A 20,525-nucleotide genomic window follows, 5' to 3' on the forward strand; every position below is an offset into this window, starting at 1 on the left:
TTATTCTCCGGCCGTAGACAGAAAGAGAACCCTCATGAGCAGCACGCCGCTGAATCCCGCAGATTCCGCCGCTGCCTCCGCCACGGCGGCCGACACCGCCGCCACCGAAAGCATGCTGCGCTGCTGGGTCCGCGAGACCGCGGTCACCGAACCGGCCGACGGCACGCTGACCCTGGACCTGCCCGCCACGGGCACCGCCGTCGAGGTGCCCGTCCTGCACTGGTCCGCCGTCGGCTGGCACCGCTTCGGCCCGGCCCGCGTCCGCGGCACCGACACCCCGCTTGCCGCGCCCGCGCTCGCCGCCCTGATCGCCGTCGAGACGACCGCCGCAGACCCGGCCGCCGTGGCCGACCTGGTGGCCCGCGTGACCGACTCGACCCGCAAGGTCGCCGAGTTCGTCCGCGAGCGCAGCGCCCGCCCCGAGGACCCGGAGGGCACCACCGCGTTCCTCGCCGCCGAGCAGGCGCTGATCTGCGGCCACCCGCTGCACCCCACGCCGAAGAGCCGCGAGGGCCTGTCGGACACCGAACTGCCCGTGTACTCGCCGGAGTTGCGCGGCTCGTTCCCGCTGCACTGGTTCGCCGCCGACCCGTCCGTGGTCAGCGCCGACTCGGCCCTGCCCGGCCGCACCGCGCAGGGCATGATGGCCGAGCTCGCGGGCGACGAGGTCACGGCCCCGGAAGGCACCGTCCTGATCCCGGCCCACCCGTGGCAGGCCAAGGACGTCCGGTCCCGCCCGTCGGTGCGCGCCCTGCTCGACGCGGGCCTGCTGCACGACCTCGGCCCGGCGGGCCCGGCCTGGTCGCCGACCTCCTCCGTGCGTACGGTCTACCGGGCCGACGCGCCCGTGATGCTGAAGTTCTCGCTCGGCCTGCGCATCACCAACTCCCGCCGCGAGAACCTCCGTCTGGAGCTGGAGCGCGGCGCCGCCATCGACCGGCTCCTGGACGCGGGCCTCGGCGACGCGCTGCGCTCCGCCCACCCCGGCTTCGACATCGTCCGCGACCCGGCGTGGATCGCCGTCGACGCCCCCGCGGGCCACGAGGACGACCCGACCGGCCTGGACGTGGTCGTACGGGACAACCCGTTCCCGTCGGACGCCGCGGTGCAGGCCGTGTGCGCGGCGGGCCTGGTCTCGGTACGCCCGGACCTGGCGGACCACGACTCCCAACTGGCCCGCACGGTCAAGAACTTGGCCAAGCGCACCGGGCGCCCGCTGCACGAGGTCGGCGAGGAGTGGTTCGCGCGCTACCTCGACCGCGTCGTCACGCCGGTCCTGTGGCTGTACGCGACGTACGGCCTGGGCCTGGAGGCGCACCAGCAGAACACCCTCGTCGTCCTGGACGAGGAGGGCTGGCCGGCCGGTGGCCGCTACCGCGACAACCAGGGCTACTACTTCTCCCCCGACCGCTCCGCCGCGCTGCACTCCTGGATCCCGGACGTGGGCCGCGACCTGGGCACGTACGTCGACGACGAGGTGATCGACGAGCGGCTCGCCTACTACGTCGGCATCAACAACATGCTCGGCATGGTCGGCGCCCTCGCCTCCTCGGACCTCGCGGACGAGCAGGCGCTCCTTCGCCGCGCCGCCGACCGGCTTGCCAAACTGGCCGCCGACCACGGCGACCGGCTCCGCCTCGCGCAGACCCTGCGCACCGCCGAGACGCTGCGCTGCAAGGCCAACCTGCTCACCCGCGTCCAGGGCATGGACGAGCTCACCGGCCCGCTCGAGGCCCAGTCGGTCTACGTCGACATCACGAACCCGATTGCGCAGGTGGACGCCCGATGAGCACCGCGTCCGCCAGGCCCACCGCCCCGCAGCTGCACTACATGGCAACGGCCGAGACCGAGCTCGCCGAGGGCGTGTTCACGCTCCGCACCGTCGACCCGGTCGCCGACCTGGCCCTGGTGCACGGCTGGATGAACGACCCGGAGGTGGCCCGTTTCTGGGAGATGGCGCAGCCGGAACAGCAGATCGAGGCGTACCTGCGCGAGCAGCGCGCCAGCGCCCATTCCACGCCGTACATCGGCTGCATCGACGGCACGCCGATGAGCTACTGGGAGCTGTACCGCGCCGACCTCGACCCGCTGGCCGCGCACTACTCGTCCAAGGCCCGGGACGCGGGCGTCCACCTGCTGCTCGGCCCCTCGGACTTCCGGGGCCGCGGCCTGGGCGCGCGCCTCCTTCGGGCCGTCTCGGACTGGCAGTTGGCGGTGCAGCCGTACGCTGAGCGCGTGGTCGCGGAGCCGGACGTCCGCAATGTCCGCTCGGTCCGTGCCTTCGAGCGTGCCGGGTTCCGCAAGGCCCGCGAGCTCGATCTGCCGGACAAGCGCGCCGCGTTCATGGTCCGGGAGCGCACCGCGTGAACCGCGGAGTCCTGCTCGCCGCGGCGGGCCTGCATATGGCCACGCAGTCGGCGCTCGCGCCCTTCTACCCCGAGCTGTTCCGCTCGGCGTACGGAGTCACGAGCCTGACCGCGACGGGTGGGTTCCTCATCCTCTGCCAGCTGGCCTGCATGGTGGCCCTGCCCCTCTGGGGCCGGGCCACCCGCCGGGCGCCGCTGGCCCGCCTGGTGACGGTGGGTCAGGGCGCGGCGGTGCTCCTCGCCGGGTCCTTGGCGCTTGCCCCTTCGTACGTGGTCTTCACGGTCCTGTCGGTCCTGCTGATAGCGGCGAAGTCGGTGGTGCTGCTCGCGTACCCGTCGATAGCACAGAGCCATCCGCGGGGCCTGCGCCCCGGGATAATCCAGTACGTGGCGGTCCTGCACGGGGCGTCGATCGCGGCGACCTTCCTGGGCACCGTGGTGGTCTCGTTCCCGGAACCCCGGCTGGCACTGCCGATTCTGGCGGTGGCCGAACTGGCTTTGCTGGGGGCGGTGTTGCCCGCTCTGCGCCGCAAGTCCGCTACCGCTGTGCCTGCTGTGCCTGCTGTGCCCGCTGTGCCTGCTGTGCCCGCTGTGGGCAGTCGTTCCGCAGGGCGGAACGGGTGGGCACAGCGCCACGGCGCCGAGTGCGCTAACGGACTACCTGCAGCAACCCCGGCTCCGAGCACCCCCGCGTCGACCCGCACCCTCGCTCCCCTCGCCGCCTTCGTCCTCCTGTACGCCGTCGCCGTCTACGCCGTACGCCCGTACTTCACCGAGTACGCCACGGCCAACGGCTCCACGACCCAGGAGGCGGCACTCCTCTTCGTACTGCCGCACATAGCCGTCCTGGCAACCCTGCCTTTCGCGAACGCTCTTCGCAGAAGGTGCGGAAGCAGCCTGCTTCGGCTCTCCCTGGTCCTCGGCGGAGCCGCCCTCGCCTGGCAGGCGGCCACCCCCGAGCCCACCCAGCTCGCCGCCTCCCGCATCCTCCTCGGCGCCGGGCTCGCTCTGAGCCAAGTGGCCCTGGACGAGCGGGTCCTGAGCACCACCGGCGAGGGCTCCACGTACAGCGTGATCGCCACCGCACAAACAGCCGGGCTCCTCCTCGCCCCGCTCACCGCGACCCTGACCGCCAAGGCGGACCTCACCGCTCCGCTCATCACCTGCGGAGCACTCTTCGCGGCACTGGCCCTCCTGAGCCCGAAGCTCACCCCGAAACTCACCCCCCAGCTGCCCGCACAGCTGACCTCGAACGAAAGGCCCCACCCGCATGACCTCCGCGCACCCCGTACCCGAGCTCCACGACGTCTCGCCGGAGTCCTGGCGCGAGGCAAACCGGCGGCTGCTCGCCAAGACCCTGTCGGAGTTCGCGTTCGAGGCACTGATTGAGCCGGAGGCGCTCGACGGCGCGGCGGACCGCTACCGGGTCGACCTGGACAGCGGCGTCTCGTACGTCTTCACCGCGACCCAGGGCGCCCTCGGCGGCTGGCGTGCCGACAAGGACTCCGTGACGCGCGGCGCCGCGGGCCTGCTCGGCAACGAGATAGCCACCCCGGCCTGGGACGCTCAGCAGTTCCTGGTCGACTGCGCGGACACCATCGGCACCGACTCGCCCACGCTCGGCATGTACCTCACCGAGCTCTCGGCCACCCTCGCCGTGGACGCCGCCCGCATCGAGCACGGCGGCGCCACCGCGGCCGAGCTGCGCGAGCTCGGCCACGCCGAGCTGGAGTGCCACATGACCGGGCACCCCACCCTGGTCGCCAACAAGGGCCGCATCGGCTTCTCCGCCACCGACGTACGGGCGTACGCCCCCGAGTCGCAGCAGCTCGTCAAGTTGCAGTGGATCGCGGTGCACCGGGGCCTCGCCGAGTTCCGCGGCACTTCGGAGCTGAGCGAACAGACCGTCATCGGGCACGAGTTGAGCACCGAGGAGATCGCGGCCTTCCGCGGCGTCATCGAGGCCAAGGGCGGCGACCCGGACGCGTACGTCTGGATGCCGGTGCACCCCTGGCAGTGGGACCACGCCGTGCAGGTCCTGTACGCCGGTGAGGTCGCGCAGAACCGGATCATCCCGCTCGGCGAGTCCAAGGACGGCTATCTGCCGCAGCAGTCCGTCCGGACGATGACGAACATGGCGGAGCGCGGCCGCTACGACGTCAAGCTCCCCCTGAAGATCGTCAACACCCTGATCTGGCGCGGCATCCCGCCACACTGCACCCAGGGCGCCCCGGTCACCACCCAGTGGCTCACCGGCCTGCTCGACAAGGACCCGGTGCTCCGCGAGGAGCTGCGCACCGTCTTCCTCGGCGAGATCGCGTCCGTGACGGTCCGCCACCCGTACCTGGACCGCGTACCGCTGATGCCGTACCAGCACCTGGAGGCGCTCGGCTGCATCTGGCGCGACTCGGTGTCGTCGCGGCAGGACGAGGGCGAGCGCGTGCGCACCTTCGCCTCGCTGCTGCACGTCGACGAGCACGGCACGTCCTTCGCCGCCGAACTCGCCCGCAACTCCGGCCTCCCGGCCGAGGAGTGGCTGACCCGCCTCTTCGAGACGGTGCTCCACCCGGTGCTGCACGTGATGTACACGTACGGCATCACCTTCAACCCGCACGGCCAGAACACCCTGATCGGCTACGACGAGAACGACGTGCCGCGCCGCCTGTTCCTCAAGGACTTCGTGGACGACGTGTCGGTCTCGCACACCCCGGTCCCCGAGCGCGGCCCGGAGCCGGACGGCTACGACCACGTCCTGCCGCGCAAGAACCCCGTGGTGATCCGGCAGCACGTCGTGGACCAGCTGCTGCTCGGCCACTTCCGCTACCTGGAGCCGCTGGTCGTCGAGCAGCTGGGCGTCAAGGGTGAGAAGTACTGGCAGCTGGTGCGGGACGCGGTGGTCGCGCACCACAAGAAGTTCCCGGAAAAGGCGGACCAGTTCGCCGAGTTCGACATGCTGGACACGGAGTTCCCGCGCTACCCGTTCAACACCGACCGCCTGGTCATCACGAAGTACGTGGACCGCGCGCTGCGCCACGCCCTGCGCCCGAACGGCACCGTCCCCAACCCCCTCGCCGAGGGCGGCTCTTCGGTCGGTCGCTCATGAGCATCGAGATCAGCGCGTCCAAGCTCACCTTGGGGCACGGCGGCGAGCCGGTCGCCCGGGACATCGACCTGGCGCTGACCCCGGGCGAGGTGACCGCCCTGGTCGGCCCGAACGGCTCCGGCAAGTCCACGCTCCTTCGCTCGCTTGCCCGCCTGCACACCCCGGACTCGGGCTCGATCGTGCTCGACGGCCAGGCCCTGTCCTCGTACAAACCGCGTGAACTGGCCCGGAAGCTCAGCTTCCTGACCCAGTCGCCGCTGATCCCGGCCGGTGTCACGGTCGAGGAGCTGGTCGCGTACGGCCGCCACCCGCACCAGGGCATGCTGGCCCGTACGAGCAGCGACGAGGACCGGGAAGCCATCAGCTGGGCGCTCGACGCCACGAATCTGCACCGTCTGGCCGAGCGTCCGCTCGACCAGTTGTCCGGCGGCGAGCGGCAGCGCGCCTGGATCGCGATGGCGCTCGCGCAGCGCACCGGTCTGCTGCTGCTCGACGAGCCGACGACGTTCCTCGACATCCGCTACCAGATCGAAGTACTGCGTCTGGTACGGCGGTTGGCGGACGAGCACGGCATCACGGTCGCGGTCGTCCTGCACGACCTGAACCAGGCGGCCGCGTTCTCGGACGCGATGGTGGTGCTCGCGGGCAGCCGGATCGTCGCGCACGGCACCCCGGCCGAGGCGATGACGCAGGCCACCATCCGGGATGCCTTCGGCATCGAGACCACCATCACCCAAGACCCCCACACAGGTGTCCCCACCTGTCTGCCGTCGTACCGCGAGCCCGCCAAGGCTTCCGTGTCCACGGCGTCGTAATCCGCTCACCTCACCACACCAGCAAGGAACCCCGATGCTGCACATGCGTAGAACCCTCGCCGCCCTCGCGGCCGTCGCGTCCCTCGCCCTCACCGCCACCGCCTGCGGCTCGGCCGCCGACCAGGCGGGTGGCGGCGGCGCCGACGACGCCAAGAAGGACTCGGCGAACGGCAGCGGCTCGATCACCGTCAAGGACATCAAGGGCGAGCAGAAGCTCAAGGCCCCGGCCAAGAAGGTCGTCGCCCTGGAGTGGACGTACGCCGAGGACCTGCTCGCGCTCGGCGTGCAGCCCACCGGTGTCGCGGACATCAAGCAGTACGACCAGTGGGTGACCGCCGGTCCGCGCTTCGACAAGTCCGTCAAGGACGTCGGCACCCGCCAGGCCCCCAGCCTGGAGTCCATCAAGGCGCTGAAGCCGGACCTGATCATCACGTCGAAGATCCGCTCCGAGGCCAACCTCAAGCAGCTGAAGGAGATCGCGCCGACGCTGATGTTCGACCCGTACTCGACGAAGAGCGAGTACGACGAGATGCGTACGACCCTGAAGACCATCGGCACCGCGACGGGCAAGGAGGACGCGGCGGACAAGGCCCTCAAGGACCTGGACGGCAAGGTCGCCGACGCGAAGAAGAAGATCGCGAACGGCAAGAAGGAGGGCGAGGAGGTCACGGTCGCCCGCGGCTACACCACCGACGGCGCGGCGACGGTAGAGATCCTGACGGACTCGACGATCCCCGGCGGGCTGCTGCCCCAGCTCGGCCTGAAGAACGGCTGGAGCGGCAAGTCGGACGCGTACGGCATGAGCAAGGTCGACGTCGAGGGCCTGAAGAAGGCGGAGAAGTCCCACCTGGTCTACGTGGCGGCCAAGAACGACGACGTGTTCGCCAAGTCGCTGCCGAAGAACGCCCTGTGGAAGAACCTGGACTTCGTGAAGAACGACCGCGTCCACGACCTGGACCCGGGCACCTGGTTCTTCGGCGGTCCGTTCTCCACCGCTCAGGTCGCCGACGAGATCGCGGGCGCGCTCACTTCATGACCGACACGGTGACGCGCACCTCTGCACCGGACCGGCCGAAGACGGCGGACCGGGCTCCTTCGGGAGCTCCGGTCCGCCGTCGGGTGGCCGGTCCGGTCGCGGTCGTCCTGGGCGGCGCCCTCGCGCTGCTCCTGGTGACCGCGCTCCACCTGGGCTACGGCCGCAGCGACGTGGGCCTCGGCGACCTGCTCGGCCTGCTCTTCGGCTCGGACTCCGCCGAGAGTGCTGACGCGAAGTCGGTCCTGCTCGGCGGCCGTTTGCCGCGCACCCTGGCGGGCCTGGTGGCAGGCGCGGCCTTCGCGCTGTCCGGGGCGCTGCTCCAGTCCTCGGTACGGAACCCACTGGCCGCCCCGGACACGCTGGGCGTGACGGCGGGCGCGTACCTGGCGGTGGCGGTCTCGGCGATCACGGGCCTGACGTTCGGCGACCTGGGCCGCGGCGGAGTGGCCTTTGTGGGCGGCCTGTTGGCGGCGGCCCTGGTCCACACGGTGGCGGGCGGCACGCGGAGCCGCCCGGGCCACCTGGTCCTGGCAGGCATGTCGGTCATGCTGGCCCTGTCGTCCGTGACGGCAGTACTGGTCATGCTGTTCGAGCAGGAAACAGGGGCGGTCTTCTTCTGGGGCCACGGTTCGCTGGCGGTAGCGGACACGGACCGCTCGGTCTCCGTACTGCCGTTGCTGGCAGCGGGCTTGGTGGGAGGCTTGCTGCTCGCCCGTACGCTGGACATCCTGGGCACAGGCGACGAAACAGCCCGGGGCCTGGGCATCAACGTAGGCCGCATGCGCCTCTACGCGGTCCTGCTGTCGGTCTTCCTGGCAGCGATAGCGGTCTCGGTAACCGGCCCGATCGGCTTCATCGGCCTGGCGGCCCCGCACTTGGTCCGCTTCGCGGGCGTACGCAAACACGCCCTGCTGCTCCCGGCGACGATGCTCTGGGGCGCAACGCTGTTGCTGGCAGCCGACCTTCTGGCAAGGGTCACATCCCCCACGGGCAACGAGGTCCCAGCAGGCGTGGTGACGGCGTTGTTCGGCGCCCCGGTGTTCCTGCTCCTGGCCCGCCGCCTCCCGGCGGAACCAACCCCTCCGGCAACGATGCCGACGACGCGGCGGAGGTTGAGCTTCCCGCTGATAGCGGCACTGGGCACGGCGGTGCTGTTGGTGCTGTTGTACGCGGGCCTGGCCCTGGGCGACTTGAAGGTCCCACTGACGGAGATCCCGGCGATCCTGTTCGGCGGCGGGGATGAGCTGCTGGGCCCGGTGGTCCTGGAATACCGCGTGCCGCGCTTGCTGGTGGCGGCGCTGGCGGGAGCACTGCTGGCGGTAGCGGGCGGCATCGTCCAAACGGTCTCGCGCAACCCCCTGGCAGACCTGACGGTCATGGGCGTAAGCGGCGGCGCGGGCTTCGGCGCGGCCCTGATCCTGGTGGCGCTCCCGGCAGTCCCGTACGCGGTGCTCCCGGTAGCGGCACTGGCGGGCGGCCTGGCGGCCTTCGCGCTGACGTACACGCTGTCGCGCCGGAAGGGTTCGGTGGCCCCGGAACGCTTGGTGTTGGTAGGCGTAGGCTGCTTCGCTCTCACGACAGCGGCAACGAACTACTTGGTGTCGGGCGCCCGCTTCCAGGTGGCCCAGGCGCTGACGTGGCTGTCGGGCTCGACGTACGCGAGGGACACGACGGATTTGATGCTGCTGCTGCCGGTGGCGGCGGTAGGCGTTCCGCTGCTGGTGTTCGGGTTCCGGAGGATGGACCTCCTGGCCCTGGGCGAGGACACCCCGCGCACGCTCGGGGTCCCCCTGGAGCGCACGCGCCTGGCGGTGCTCGGCCTGGCGGTGGCACTGGCGGCGTGCGCGGTGGCGGTCGTGGGCACGGTGGCCTTCGTCGGCCTGGTGGCCCCGCACGCGGCCCGCATGCTGACGGGTTCACGCACGCATCGCTTGCTGCCGATGGCGGCCCTCCTTGGCGGGTCGCTGATGGTGGCGGCGGACGTGGTGGGCCGCGTGGCGATCGCTCCGGCGGAAATCCCGTCGGGTCTGCTTGCGGCACTGATCGGAACGCCGTACTTCGTGTGGCAGTTGAGGCGGGGCCGCCGCACGACGTGAGTGGGTGGCCTGTGGCCTGTGCCTCTGGCCTCTGGCCTCTGACCTCTGTGGAAACTCCGGCGCCCGGGAGACGGTCCTCCCGGGCGCCGGCTACGTCCTCCAACGAATCCCCCGTCGTGGCGCCTACTACGCTGACACCGCATGTCCACCTCCTCGCCCACCCCGTCATCACCCGAACCGGACGCCGAAGTCATCCACTTCGGGCATCGCCTTCAGCGCAACGCCGCCATCGTCGGGGTCCTCTTCGGGTACATCGCACTGACCGGGGTGTCCGGTACGTTGACCAGCCGCGAGCCCGCGCTCGTACGCGCGATCCAGGCAGGGCTGCTGCTCCTGCTCTTCGCGGGCGTCGGCGCGTTTGCGTTCGTACGGGTCTGGAGGCGACGCAACCAGAAGCTGAGCCTCGACCGGACCGGAGTCTGGTACCACAACGGGACCGCCGAGCAGGTCATCCCCTGGGACATGCTGGCCGGGGCCGGGCTGTACTCCAGCGCCCTCGGGCGTTCCGGGCGGGTGTACTCCCTGGAGCTGTGCCCGAACCAGTCGATCGACCGCGACGATCCGGTCCTGTGGCCCTTCGTCCGCGACGAGGAACCGCTGGACCCGTGGCTGCCACGGTCGCGCTACCGCATCCCGCTGGTGCGCGGCATCCAAACCGAGGTCGCGGAGGCATTCCAGCGCTGCGTCCCGGAACTGTGGCTCGGTGAGGCCGATGTCGGGTTCAACCACATCGGCCAATCCCCCAACCGCTGAGCGTCACAGTGCCCGTGCCCCCGACGAAGGAGACCTTTCATGTCCGACGGCACCCTGTGGAGCACCGACCTCGGCGCCCCACTCCACATCGACACGGATGCCAACCCCGGCCTCTGGGGCTATCTCCACCTCCAGATCGACGAGCAGAACTTCAAGGAATGGCTGCACCACCACCTGACCGGCCTGGCCGCCATCCATGGCATCGAACTCACCCGCAGACTCCGCAAGTTCCACAAGAACTTCTACGAACAGACGCTGGCGACGCTCCGGTACAAGCTCCAGGCCGACGAAGCGTTCATCTACCACCCCGTTCCGCTGACCTCCATGCCGCTGGTGATGCACGCCACCCGCTTCCACTGCGAGGCCCGCGACGCGGCCTCGTGCGAGGGAATCGCCGCGCTCACGGTGCCGCACCCGGAGATCCCCGAGTGGCAACAGCGCACCGGCAGCGTTGATTTCGCCTCTCCACACCTGGGCACGGACGGGGTCCGGGTCACCCGCTCCTACCCCGCGGACCGCACCATCATGATGACCTCGGTGACGTACCACTGGCACACCGCGCCCGGCCTCCCCGATGTCTGCCTCCGCGGGCACCACGACGATCCGGAAGTGATCGCCGCGGCAATCGAGCCCCTGGACGACTTCGCGCGGACGCTCCGGCTTCCTGGGGCGGCCAATTGACCGGCGCCGCCGGGTGACGCAGAGCTCGCCGACTCGTTTGGTGGTGGCTCGTTTGGCGGTGGTGACTCAGTCGGCCAAGGAGCGACGCAAGGCACGACGCAGGGCTGTCCCGAGTTCGGCGAGCTGCCGCTGAGAGACCTCGGCGGACAGGATCGCCTGAGACCCGTGGAACGTGTCGGCCCACTGGTGCAGTTCGACCGACACACCGGCCTGCAGCAGGCGCAATGCGTACTCGATGCCCTCGTCCCGGGCCGGACAGAACTCCGCGGTGGCGATGTAGGCGGGCGGCAGCCCGGACAGATCGGCGGCCCGTGCCGGTGCGGCGTACGGCGTGACTGGCGCGAGCCCACGCGCGGAGCCCAGGTAGTGCCGCCACGCCGCGGAAGCCTTGTCGCGATTCATCCAGGGCGTATCGGTGAACTGCCGTGCCGACCACGTCTCCTGACGGTCGTCAAGCCCCGGCTGATTGAGCAGCTGAAAGCAGATACTCGGCCCCTGCTCGTCCCGCGCCCGCAACGCCACCGCAGCCGCAAGCCCTCCACCGGCACTGTGCCCACCGACCGCGATCCGCCCCGGGTCGACGCCGAGTTCGACGGCGTGCTCGGAGACCCAGACCAGCACGGCGTACGCATCATCCGGGGCAGCCGGGAACGGGTGCTCGGGCGCCAGCCGATACCCCACCGAGATCACCACAGCACCGGAGGCCTCCGCGACCCGAGCGGCCCACGGATGCTCGGTCTCCAGATCCCCCATGACAAACCCGCCCCCGTGCAACCAGACGATGGCGCCTTGGGCCTGCCGGGGCCGATAAACCCGCACAGGCACGCCTACCTCACCAGGCACAGTCCGATCCTCGATCTCCATGCCCGAGGTATCCGGCGCCGGCACCGCGGCCGCCAACGCGGCAAGGTTCTTACGCTCGGCAACCGGATCGGTCAGATCGGCCCGAGGGAACAACGGTATGAACGCTTCAAGTTCGGGATCCATGCCGACCATCCTCCCGGCCACCACCCCCACGTTCACCCGCCATCCGTCGGGCAGTCCGCCGCGATCCCGCACCGATCGGCGCGTTGGTCGCGGCGCCGCGCCAGCAGGCTCCCCAGCTCCGTACGCCGGTGCAGTACGGCCCGTCCGGCGCGGACCGTCGTGATCAGACCCGCGCCGCGCAACGCGGCGGTGTGGGCGGAAGCGGTGGCGTTGCTGACGCCGAGGCGTCGGGCGAGCCCCCTGGTGGTGTGCTCATCCGCGAGAAGGAGCAGCATGTCGACGCGAGTTCGTCCAACAAGCTCATCGGGACGACGTCCCCGACCGGTCTTCCCGCAACCCGCCCACCGACGTAAACGTACACGTATACTCGCCGCATGTCCGACGCCATGATTCGTGTGCCCACCGAGGTACGTGACCGTCTCGCGGTCCTCGCCGAGTCCCAGGGGACCTCGATCCGCGCCCTGGTGCAGGAGTTCGCCGAGAACACGCTCACGGTCGAGGAGCGCCGGGAGCGGGCGGAGCAGACCCGGAGTTATCTGGCCGAGCACTTCGGGGTCGAGGTGACGGACGAAGAGAGTGCCGAGATGGGTCGTAAGCTCCGCGAGGCCCTGGCGCACACGCGCGGCGAGGCCGCGTGATCCAGCTCCACCTCGTCCTGGACGCGCCCACACTCGTCGCGCTCTCCGGGAATCGACAGGTCTCCACCCTGATCCATCGGGCGCACCTGGAGCCGGACACCCGCCTCTGGGCGCCCGCTCTGGCCGTCCTCGAAGCCGACGCGGAGTACAAGGGGATCGCCGAGCATGTCGGCCAGCTCGACGTCATCCACACCGTGGATCTCGACTACTCGGCGGCGCTCGCCGTCGCACAGCTCCGCCGCGACGGCGTACCCACGGGCGTCGCGGCGACAGCACACGCCGTACGCAACATCCCGGTATGGGGAGCGGACGCCCTCGCCGTGACGGTCGCCCCCGAGGCGTACGAAGCGCTCGGAGTGCCGGTACTCGACCTCAACCGGTGACCCCGGCCTCAACCTGTGTCCCCTGCCTCAACCGGTGACCCCGGCGCCGAGCCCCACACACGGAGCCCGACGCCGGGCGGGAAGAGCGGGAAGAGGAGTGCCCGGCTCAGTCAGTCGGCCACGGCACCACCGGCGACCGGTAGTAATTCATCCCCAGCTCGTCCCACCGCGGCCCCTGCTCCGCGAGCCGCACCTTGTACGTGTCCCAGTCGTGCTCCGACCATGGGGACCAGCCCAGTTCCGCGATGCCGGGCAGCCGTGGGAAGGCCATGTACTCGATGTGGGCCGAGGTCGAGATCGTCTCGGACCAGAGCGGGGCCTCGACGCCGAGGATCGAGTCTTCCGGGGCCCCGGCCAGGTACGCCCCGGGGTTCCAGTCGTACGAGCGGTCCACCTCCACATAGCCCGCCCAGGACAGGCCGAGCGGGGTCGACGGGTTGTACTTCATGTCGAGGTAGGCCCGGTCGGCCGGGGAGAGGATCAGCTTCGTGCCGTTCTTCGCGGCGTTCACGACCTGCTCGCGCTCCGCCTGCGACGTCGCGTCATAGCCCCAGTACTGGGCCGCCGCCCCCTCCGCGGGCCGCGCCCCCGTCAGCTGGTGCCAGCCGATCACCGTCTTGCCGTACTTGGCGACCACCGGCTGCACCCGGTCCATGAAGGCCACGTAGTCCTCATGGCTCGTCGAGTGGGCTTCATCCCCACCAATATGGATGTACCGCCCGGGCGTCAGCTCCGCGATCTCTCTGATCACGTCGTCCACGAAGTCGTACGTGATCTCCTTCTGGACGCAGAGTGAGCTGAAGCCGACCTCCGTACCCGTATAGAGCGGGGGCGCCTTGCCGTCGCAGTTCAGGTCCGCGTACGACGCGAGCGCCGCGTTCGTGTGGCCCGGCATGTCGATCTCCGGGATCACCTCCAGGTAGCGGTCGGCCGCGTACTGCACGATCTCCTTGTACTGCGCCTTCGTGTAGTAGCCGCCGGGGCCGCCGCCCACCTGCGTCGAACCGCCGTACGTCGCGAGGCGCGGCCAGGAGTCGATGGCGATGCGCCAGCCCTGGTCGTCGCTGAGGTGAAGATGCAGCTTGTTGATCTTGTACATCGCCATCTGGTCGATGTACCGCTTCACCTGCTCGACGGTGAAGAAGTGCCGCGATACGTCCAGCATCGCGCCCCGGTGCTCGAATCGCGGCGTGTCCTCGATCTCACCGCCCGCCACCTTCCACGGCCCGGCCTGCGCCTCCCGCGCCTCGACCTCCGGCGGCAGTTGCTGGCGCAGGGTCTGTACGCCGCGGAAGAGCCCGGCGGCCTGGTGCGCCGTGATCGTGACGGAATCGGCGCCCGACTCGAGCCGGTAACCCTCCTCCCCCAACTCCCGCTCCCCGGCGTCCAGTCGGAGCCGCAGGCCGTCCCCGCCCGACCTCTTCGTGACCGGCAGCCGATAGCCGGTGGCCGGGCGCAGCGTCTCGGCGAGGAAGTCGCCGACCTGCCGGGCCGCCGCCCGGCCACCGCCGTCGCCACCGTCCACCCGGATCCGGGTCTTCTCAGTGATCTCGTACGCGGATCCGCCCGGCTCGACCGAGGCGGGGGCCGGAATCACCTGACCGAGCGGGGTGACGTCCCCGACCCCCGACGGCGACGACGCATCAGACGTAGACACGGACGCCGACACGGACACGGACGCGGACGCAGCGCCGGTCACGGACACCCCCATAGCCGCCACGAGTAACAGCGAGCCGAGCAAGCGGGGAATGGTTCTGTGCTGTCTCACAAGCGGTCCCTTCGACGGGCTACGCGCATCTGACGGGCAAGAACGGACCCATGGGTACCGCGCACCCCCGGAGGGGTCAAGGGGTATAGACCACTCCGCACGCAAGGCGAGTGGGCGACGACCCCGAAACGACACACTCCTGCCCGCTAACGACACACTCCTGCCCGCTTTCGGGCAGAATTCTTGCGAAGCAACCGCCGATACCCCAGGATCTACCGGGTGCACGAGGACCTCATCGACCACCTGACCCGCTCCACGCCGCTCAGCCGCGGCGAGGCCCTGCGGGTGGTGCAGGATGTCCTCGCCTACTTCGACGAGACGACCGAGGCGTTCGTACGGCGCCGCCACCGCGAGCTCCAGGGCCAAGGGCTTGTGAACGCGGCGATCTTCGAGCAGATCGCCACGGATCTGCGGTACCGCACGGTCGCACCGCCCGAACTCTCGCTCCGGCAGCTGCGCCGGATGATCTACGGCTGAGCACAGCCACACCGGCCGGAAGCACGGCCACCCAACGGCCGAAAGCACGGCCACCAACTCCATGACTGTCCACGACAAGGCTTAGGGGATCCAGACCCATATGTGCGGAATCGTCGGTTATATCGGCAAGCGTGACGTCGCCCCCCTCCTCCTCGAGGGCCTCCAGCGCCTCGAGTACCGCGGCTACGACTCGGCCGGCGTCGTCATCACCAGCCCCAAGGCCACCGGCCTGAAGATGGTCAAGGCCAAGGGCCGGGTCCGGGACCTGGAAGCCCGTATCCCCAAGCGCTTCGCGGGCACCACCGGCATCGCGCACACCCGCTGGGCCACCCACGGCGCCCCCTCCGACGAGAACGCGCACCCCCACCTCGACCCCGAGGGCAAGGTCGCCGTCGTCCACAACGGCATCATCGACAACGCCGACGACCTGCGCGCCAAGCTCACCGCCGACGGCGTGACCTTCGCCTCCGAGACCGACACCGAGGTCCTCACCCACCTCATCGCCCGCTCCGAGGCCGACACCCTCGAGGAGAAGGTCCGCCAGTCGATCAAGCTGATCGAGGGCACGTACGGCGTCGCCGTGCTGCACGCCGACTTCCCGGACCGCATCGTGGTGGCCCGCAACGGCTCCCCCGTCGTCCTCGGTATCGGCGAGAAGGAGATGTTCGTCGCCTCGGACGTGGCCGCGCTCGTCTCGCACACCCGCCAGGTCGTCACCCTCGACGACGGCGAGATGGCCACCCTCAAGGCCGATGACTTCCGCACCTACACCACCGAGGGTTCGCGTACGACCGCCAGCCCCACCACCGTGGAGTGGGAGGCCGAGTCGTACGACATGGGCGGCCACGACACGTACATGCACAAGGAGATCAGCGAGCAGCCGGACGCCGTGGACCGCGTCCTGCGCGGCCGGATCGACGACCGCTTCTCCACCGTGCACCTCGGCGGCCTCAACCTGGACGCCCGTGAGGCCCGCACCATCCGCCGCATCAAGATCCTTGGCTGCGGCACCAGTTACCACGCGGGTCTGATCGGCGCCGGGCTGATCGAAGGCATGGCCCGGATCCCGGCCGACGCCGAGCCCGCCTCGGAGTTCCGCTACCGCAACCCGGTCGTCGACCCCGACACCCTGTACATCGCGGTCTCCCAGTCCGGCGAGACGTACGACGTGCTCGCCGCCGTGCAGGAGCTCAAGCGCAAGGGCGCCCGGGTCCTCGGCGTCGTCAACGTCGTCGGCTCGGCGATCGCCCGCGAGGCCGACGGCGGCGTGTACGTGCACGCCGGTCCCGAGGTCTGCGTCGTCTCCACGAAGTGCTTCACCAACACGGTCGTCGCCTTCGCGCTGCTCGCCCTGCACCTGGGCCGCATCCGCGACCTCTCCGTGGCCGACGGCAAGCGGATCATCGAGGGGCTGCGCCGACTGCCCGGACAGATCTCCGAGATCCTCAAGCAGGAGGACGAGATCAAGAAGCTGGCGGCGCAGTTCGCCGACGCCAAGTCGATGATGTTCATCGGCCGGGTGCGCGGCTACCCGGTCGCCCTCGAGGCCTCGCTGAAGCTGAAGGAGATCTCGTACATCCACGCCGAGGCGTACCCGGCCTCGGAGTTGAAGCACGGCCCGCTCGCCCTCATCGAGCCCGCCCTGCCGACCGTGGCGATCGTCCCGGACGACGACCTCCTGGAGAAGAACCGCGCCGCCCTGGAGGAGATCAAGGCCCGCAGCGGCAAGATCCTCGCGGTCGCGCACCAGGAGCAGGAGAAGGCCGACCACACCATCGTGGTGCCGAAGAACGAGACCGAGCTGGACCCGATCCTGATGGGCATCCCGCTCCAACTCCTCGCCTACCACACGGCCCTGGCCCTCGGCCGCGACATCGACAAGCCGCGCAACCTCGCCAAGTCGGTGACGGTGGAGTAGCCCGTACGCCCCCACGTACGCGTAGGCGTACGCGCGAACGACCCCCTGTGCGTGCCACCTTTGCACACAGGGGGTCGTTCTTCGGGTGGCCGGGGTCGCCCATTTACCCCGGCCTTCGCGGCTGCCTGGCCGGTGGCCGTCACCCCCCGGCGGCGGGCAGCGTCACGGATCGACGGACGCTGCCTGCTATCTACCCTTCACCAGGACGCAAAGCACCTGCTACGCGGCGGTAGATTCGGCGAGTTGACGCCTCGTCCGTCACGAGGTGCCGCTACGAGGTGCTGCTACGGGATGACGATGACCGGGCGCTGCGCACGCCGCGCGAGCCGGCCCGCGACCGAGCCGAAGATCCGGCCGACGAGGCCGTGCGTGGAGCCGACGACGATCGCGTCCGCCTCGTACTCCCGCCCGACCTCCTCGAGTTCGTGGCAGATGTCCCCGCCGCGCTCGACCAGGATCCACGGCACCTCGGACAGATAGTCCGCACAGGCGAGTTCGAGCCCGAGCACCTCGGTGCGGTGGTCGGGTACGTCGACGAAGACCGGCGGCTCACAGCCCGCCCACACCGTGGTGGGCAGCCGGTTGGCCACATGCACGATGATCAGGCCCGAGCCGGAGCGGCTCGCCAGGCCGATGGCGTACGCGAGGGCACGCTCACTGGAGGTGGAGCCGTCGAAGCCGACGACGACACCGTGCTTGAAGGCGGGGTCGCAGGACTGGCGCGGCTGTTCCGCCGCTCGGGGCGTCGCCGTCGGGTCGGCGACCTGCCGCTTGCGGTCCGCGGGTTCGGGGAATTCGTGACCGGCCATCGGTGTCTCGGCTGAGGGAGAGTCCTCGGTGGGAGGTACGGCTTTCTCGGGCTTGAGTGGCACTGGGCGGTGGAGCCGTGTCCGGGAATCGTCTTCCCGACCCCATACCCCTAAGGGTACGGCGACACTCTCCGTCTGCCCAGGTCCCGCAGGGGGGCCGGGGCTTCCAGGGAGCATGCACGAGCCCGTCCGGTATGGCAACGGCAGCTGCCCCGTACAGGCTTCTGTGCATCGCCACGGCTTCGCCCGATGTACTCCCCGTTACCCGCACTTCAGCGACGTATGCCAGGCATTTCGGAAAGCCGGTCCCCGTCCACGTCGGAGAACCGTGCCCCGTGCACTTCGGGCGTAGTCCCTAGTGACCCGGCCGTTCCGCCGCGCGTTGAAACTCCGAAGCCACCACCCCAGGGAGCCGCCCGTGCCCGGAACACGCCCCACGCCCACCCCCGCGCACGCGCTCCGGCGGGCCTCCGGGCACCGGCGCACGCGGGGCGCGCCCCGACAGCGCACCCCGCGTGCGCCGCAGGCCTCACAGGCCCCGGGCGGTCCCGGCCGACCAGGTGGTCCGGGTGGTCCGGGAGGCGCCGCGGGTGACTCGAACGGGGCGGGCGGACGAGGCAGGCCGGGCGGTCCCGGGGGCCCGCGCGGTACGGGCGGTGCGGGCGGGGGTGCCGCGCCGGGGCCGGGCGCGGCCCCGGCGGACACCGTGGGCGACCTCGTCGGCTGGGCGGCCTTCAGCTGCGTCCTGGTGCCCGTCGTCCTTGTCGTGTACGGCACTTCGCTGGGCGGGGCCGCCGGGGCCGCCCTCGGCCTTGCCGCGGTGACCGGGGCCTGTCGGCTGCTGCTCCGCCAGTCCGAACGCGGCGCGGCACGGCTTCGGGCGGGGCGGCCGGAACACGCTCGTGGCTCCCGGCGTGCGGGGCACCCGCGTCGCGCGGAACCGGTGCGGAGCGATAACTTCCAGGGCCATCGCGGCAGGCGCGGCAGACCGGGACCGGGGGCGCGTCACGGGGCGCATCGGGGCGGTCGCCACTCGGCTTGAAACACGCTGGGCGTTGCCTTGAATTGGCCATGCGCCCCTATCGGTTTTCAGCCAAAGTCGGGCTACCGTGCACGGGCCCGCAGGACCCCCCTCCAACCCCCGTTTCACCAGGGCGGAAAGGGTCACGGAGGGCGCCTGAGCCCTACGGGGACCGGCCACGGCGGTGAGGCCCACTTCCACGGAAGGCTCACGAGTGCGACGCTTCGTGATCGAATGCTTCACGCCACGTTGCCATGTCGACATTGCACCGGGTGCTGAACTGGTCACGACGGCACCACGGGACACAGTAGATTCGATCATGACCGTCTGGGCGGGGGACTCGTGCAGGACCGAGGGGAAACGTGCTGGAGCGACAGGCCCGACAGGACACCGATGGGGGCGCCGCGACCACCGAGGGGGGCTTAGCAGCATGAGCCACGACTCCGCAGCCGCAGTGGAGGCGGCCCGCAAGCTCTCGGGGCGCCGCCGCAGGGAAATCGTCGCCGTACTTCTGTTCAGCGGCGGTCCCATCTTCGAAAGTTCCATACCGCTCTCCGTGTTCGGCGTGGACCGCCAGGACGCGGGGGTACCGCGCTACCGCCTCCTCGTGTGCTCGGGCGAGGACGGCCCGCTGCGCACCACCGGGGGACTCGAACTCACCGCGCCCTATGGGCTCGAGGCGATCTCGCGGGCGGGCACGGTCGTCGTGCCGGCCTGGCGCTCGATCACCTCGCCACCGCCGGAGGAGTCCCTCGAGGCGCTGCGCCGCGCCCATGAGGAGGGCGCCCGCATCGTCGGCCTGTGCACGGGGGCGTTCGTCCTCGCGGCCGCGGGCCTGCTCGACGGCCGCCCGGCCACCACGCACTGGATGTACGCGCCGACGCTCGCCAAGCGCTATCCGTCGGTCCACGTCGACCCGCGCGAACTCTTCGTGGACGACGGCGACGTACTGACGTCCGCGGGCACCGCCGCAGGCATCGACCTGTGCCTGCACATTGTGCGTACGGATCACGGCGCCGAGGCGGCCGGGGCGCTCGCCCGCCGCCTGGTGGTGCCGCCGCGGCGGACCGGCGGGCAGGAGCGCTACCTCGACAGGTCTTTACCGGAGGAGATCGGCGCCGACCCGCTCGCCGAGGTCGTCGCCTGGGCCCTGGAGCATCTGCACGAGCAGTTCGACGTGGAGACCCTGGCCGCGCGCGCGTACATGAGCCGACGGACCTTCGACCGCAGGTTCCGCTCGCTCACCGGCAGCGCGCCGCTTCAGTGGCTGATCACCCAGCGGGTGCTACAGGCGCAGCGCCTCCTGGAGACGTCGGACTACTCCGTGGACGAGGTCGCGGGCCGCTGCGGCTTCCGCTCGCCGGTCGCGCTGCGCGGGCACTTCCGCCGCCAGCTCGGGTCCTCGCCCGCCGCCTACCGGGCCGCGTACCGGGCGCGCAGACCGCAGACCGAGCGGCCCGCGGAGCTCGCCGAGGCCCCGGCGGGTGCCCTGGGACACGGCGGTCCGGCTCCCGTGCCCGCCCAGGCCCGGCGTACGGCGGCCGCCGCCGCGCTCGGGCTGCCGGGCGCCTCGGCCACCGCGACCACCTCGGATACCGGCAGAACAGGCCCCGATGCGTACTCCGCCACCCGCGCGACGCTCCCCGGCCAGCGGGAACGCCCCGTAGGCTGAAT

Annotated in this window: 19 protein-coding genes; 14 read left to right on the plus strand and 5 right to left on the minus strand. The window is 70.6% G+C overall.

What is annotated here, in order from left to right; genetic code table 11:
* Positions 1-34 precede the first annotated feature (34 nt).
* The 9 genes from ACWD10_RS14480 (at position 35) to ACWD10_RS14520 (ending at position 10,850) form a co-directional block, all read left to right on the plus strand.
* Positions 35-1,789, plus strand: coding sequence for an IucA/IucC family protein (locus ACWD10_RS14480; protein WP_451090619.1), 1,755 nt, complete (start codon positions 35-37; stop codon positions 1,787-1,789).
* Positions 1,786-2,367 (plus strand): GNAT family N-acetyltransferase, encoded by a 582-nt coding sequence (locus ACWD10_RS14485; RefSeq protein WP_451090621.1) that lies wholly within the window; start codon positions 1,786-1,788, stop codon positions 2,365-2,367. Before ACWD10_RS14480 ends, ACWD10_RS14485 begins: the two co-directional genes overlap by 4 nt.
* Positions 2,364-3,755, plus strand: coding sequence for a hypothetical protein (locus ACWD10_RS14490; RefSeq protein WP_451090623.1), 1,392 nt, complete (start codon positions 2,364-2,366; stop codon positions 3,753-3,755). Before ACWD10_RS14485 ends, ACWD10_RS14490 begins: the two co-directional genes overlap by 4 nt.
* Entirely contained in the window at positions 3,637-5,469 is a 1,833-nt protein-coding gene (locus ACWD10_RS14495) for an IucA/IucC family protein (RefSeq protein WP_451090625.1), read from the plus strand. Before ACWD10_RS14490 ends, ACWD10_RS14495 begins: the two co-directional genes overlap by 119 nt.
* Positions 5,466-6,284 (plus strand): ABC transporter ATP-binding protein, encoded by an 819-nt coding sequence (locus ACWD10_RS14500; RefSeq protein ID WP_451090627.1) that lies wholly within the window; start codon positions 5,466-5,468, stop codon positions 6,282-6,284. Before ACWD10_RS14495 ends, ACWD10_RS14500 begins: the two co-directional genes overlap by 4 nt.
* Before the next feature lie 34 nt (positions 6,285-6,318).
* On the plus strand, positions 6,319-7,320 hold the full coding sequence (locus ACWD10_RS14505) for an ABC transporter substrate-binding protein (protein ID WP_451090629.1): 1,002 nt from the start codon (positions 6,319-6,321) through the stop codon (positions 7,318-7,320).
* Positions 7,317-9,416, plus strand: a complete 2,100-nt coding sequence (locus ACWD10_RS14510) for an iron ABC transporter permease (protein WP_451090631.1) — start codon at positions 7,317-7,319, stop codon at positions 9,414-9,416. The genes ACWD10_RS14505 and ACWD10_RS14510 overlap by 4 nt, the downstream gene beginning before the upstream one ends.
* A 141-nt stretch (positions 9,417-9,557) precedes the next feature.
* On the plus strand, positions 9,558-10,169 hold the full coding sequence (locus tag ACWD10_RS14515; protein WP_451090633.1) for a hypothetical protein: 612 nt from the start codon (positions 9,558-9,560) through the stop codon (positions 10,167-10,169).
* Between the two features lie 39 nt (positions 10,170-10,208).
* Positions 10,209-10,850 carry a hypothetical protein gene (locus ACWD10_RS14520; protein ID WP_451090635.1) on the plus strand — a complete coding sequence of 214 codons (642 nt, stop codon included), beginning with the start codon at positions 10,209-10,211 and terminating at the stop codon, positions 10,848-10,850.
* Between the two features lie 66 nt (positions 10,851-10,916).
* On the opposite strand, the gene ACWD10_RS14525 is transcribed toward ACWD10_RS14520, so the two are convergent.
* Together ACWD10_RS14525 and ACWD10_RS14530 are read right to left on the minus strand one after the other, a co-directional pair.
* Positions 10,917-11,837, minus strand: a complete 921-nt coding sequence (locus tag ACWD10_RS14525; protein WP_451090637.1) for an alpha/beta hydrolase — start codon at positions 11,835-11,837, stop codon at positions 10,917-10,919.
* A 32-nt stretch (positions 11,838-11,869) separates the two neighbouring features.
* Positions 11,870-12,112 (minus strand): helix-turn-helix domain-containing protein, encoded by a 243-nt coding sequence (locus ACWD10_RS14530; RefSeq protein ID WP_451090639.1) that lies wholly within the window; start codon positions 12,110-12,112, stop codon positions 11,870-11,872.
* 99 nt (positions 12,113-12,211) lie between these two features.
* On the opposite strand from ACWD10_RS14530, the gene ACWD10_RS14535 reads away from it, so the two are divergent.
* Positions 12,212-12,475, plus strand: coding sequence for a hypothetical protein (locus tag ACWD10_RS14535; RefSeq protein WP_451090641.1), 264 nt, complete (start codon positions 12,212-12,214; stop codon positions 12,473-12,475).
* A complete protein-coding gene (locus ACWD10_RS14540; protein WP_451090643.1) occupies positions 12,472-12,858 on the plus strand; it encodes a hypothetical protein in 387 nt (128 codons plus the stop codon). The genes ACWD10_RS14535 and ACWD10_RS14540 overlap by 4 nt, the downstream gene beginning before the upstream one ends.
* Before the next feature lie 106 nt (positions 12,859-12,964).
* On the opposite strand, the gene ACWD10_RS14545 is transcribed toward ACWD10_RS14540, so the two are convergent.
* Positions 12,965-14,569, minus strand: a complete 1,605-nt coding sequence (locus tag ACWD10_RS14545; RefSeq protein ID WP_451090771.1) for a beta-N-acetylhexosaminidase — start codon at positions 14,567-14,569, stop codon at positions 12,965-12,967.
* Between the two features lie 276 nt (positions 14,570-14,845).
* Here ACWD10_RS14545 and ACWD10_RS14550 point away from each other — a divergent pair, with 276 nt between their 5' ends.
* Both ACWD10_RS14550 and glmS read left to right on the plus strand, forming a co-directional pair.
* Positions 14,846-15,103, plus strand: coding sequence for a hypothetical protein (locus ACWD10_RS14550; RefSeq protein ID WP_451090645.1), 258 nt, complete (start codon positions 14,846-14,848; stop codon positions 15,101-15,103).
* Between the two features lie 100 nt (positions 15,104-15,203).
* Positions 15,204-17,021, plus strand: a complete 1,818-nt coding sequence (gene glmS, locus ACWD10_RS14555; protein WP_451090647.1) for a glutamine--fructose-6-phosphate transaminase (isomerizing) — start codon at positions 15,204-15,206, stop codon at positions 17,019-17,021.
* Between the two features lie 284 nt (positions 17,022-17,305).
* Here the strand turns inward: glmS and ACWD10_RS14560 are convergent, their stop codons facing one another.
* Positions 17,306-17,830 (minus strand): universal stress protein, encoded by a 525-nt coding sequence (locus tag ACWD10_RS14560; protein ID WP_451090649.1) that lies wholly within the window; start codon positions 17,828-17,830, stop codon positions 17,306-17,308.
* A gap of 529 nt (positions 17,831-18,359) precedes the next feature.
* Positions 18,360-18,728, minus strand: a complete 369-nt coding sequence (locus ACWD10_RS14565; protein ID WP_451090651.1) for a hypothetical protein — start codon at positions 18,726-18,728, stop codon at positions 18,360-18,362.
* 553 nt (positions 18,729-19,281) lie between these two features.
* Here ACWD10_RS14565 and ACWD10_RS14570 point away from each other — a divergent pair.
* Positions 19,282-20,523, plus strand: coding sequence for a helix-turn-helix domain-containing protein (locus ACWD10_RS14570; protein WP_451090653.1), 1,242 nt, complete (start codon positions 19,282-19,284; stop codon positions 20,521-20,523).
* Positions 20,524-20,525: the final 2 nt, after the last annotated feature.

The sequence above is a fragment of the Streptomyces sp. NPDC002851 genome (assembly GCF_053591935.1).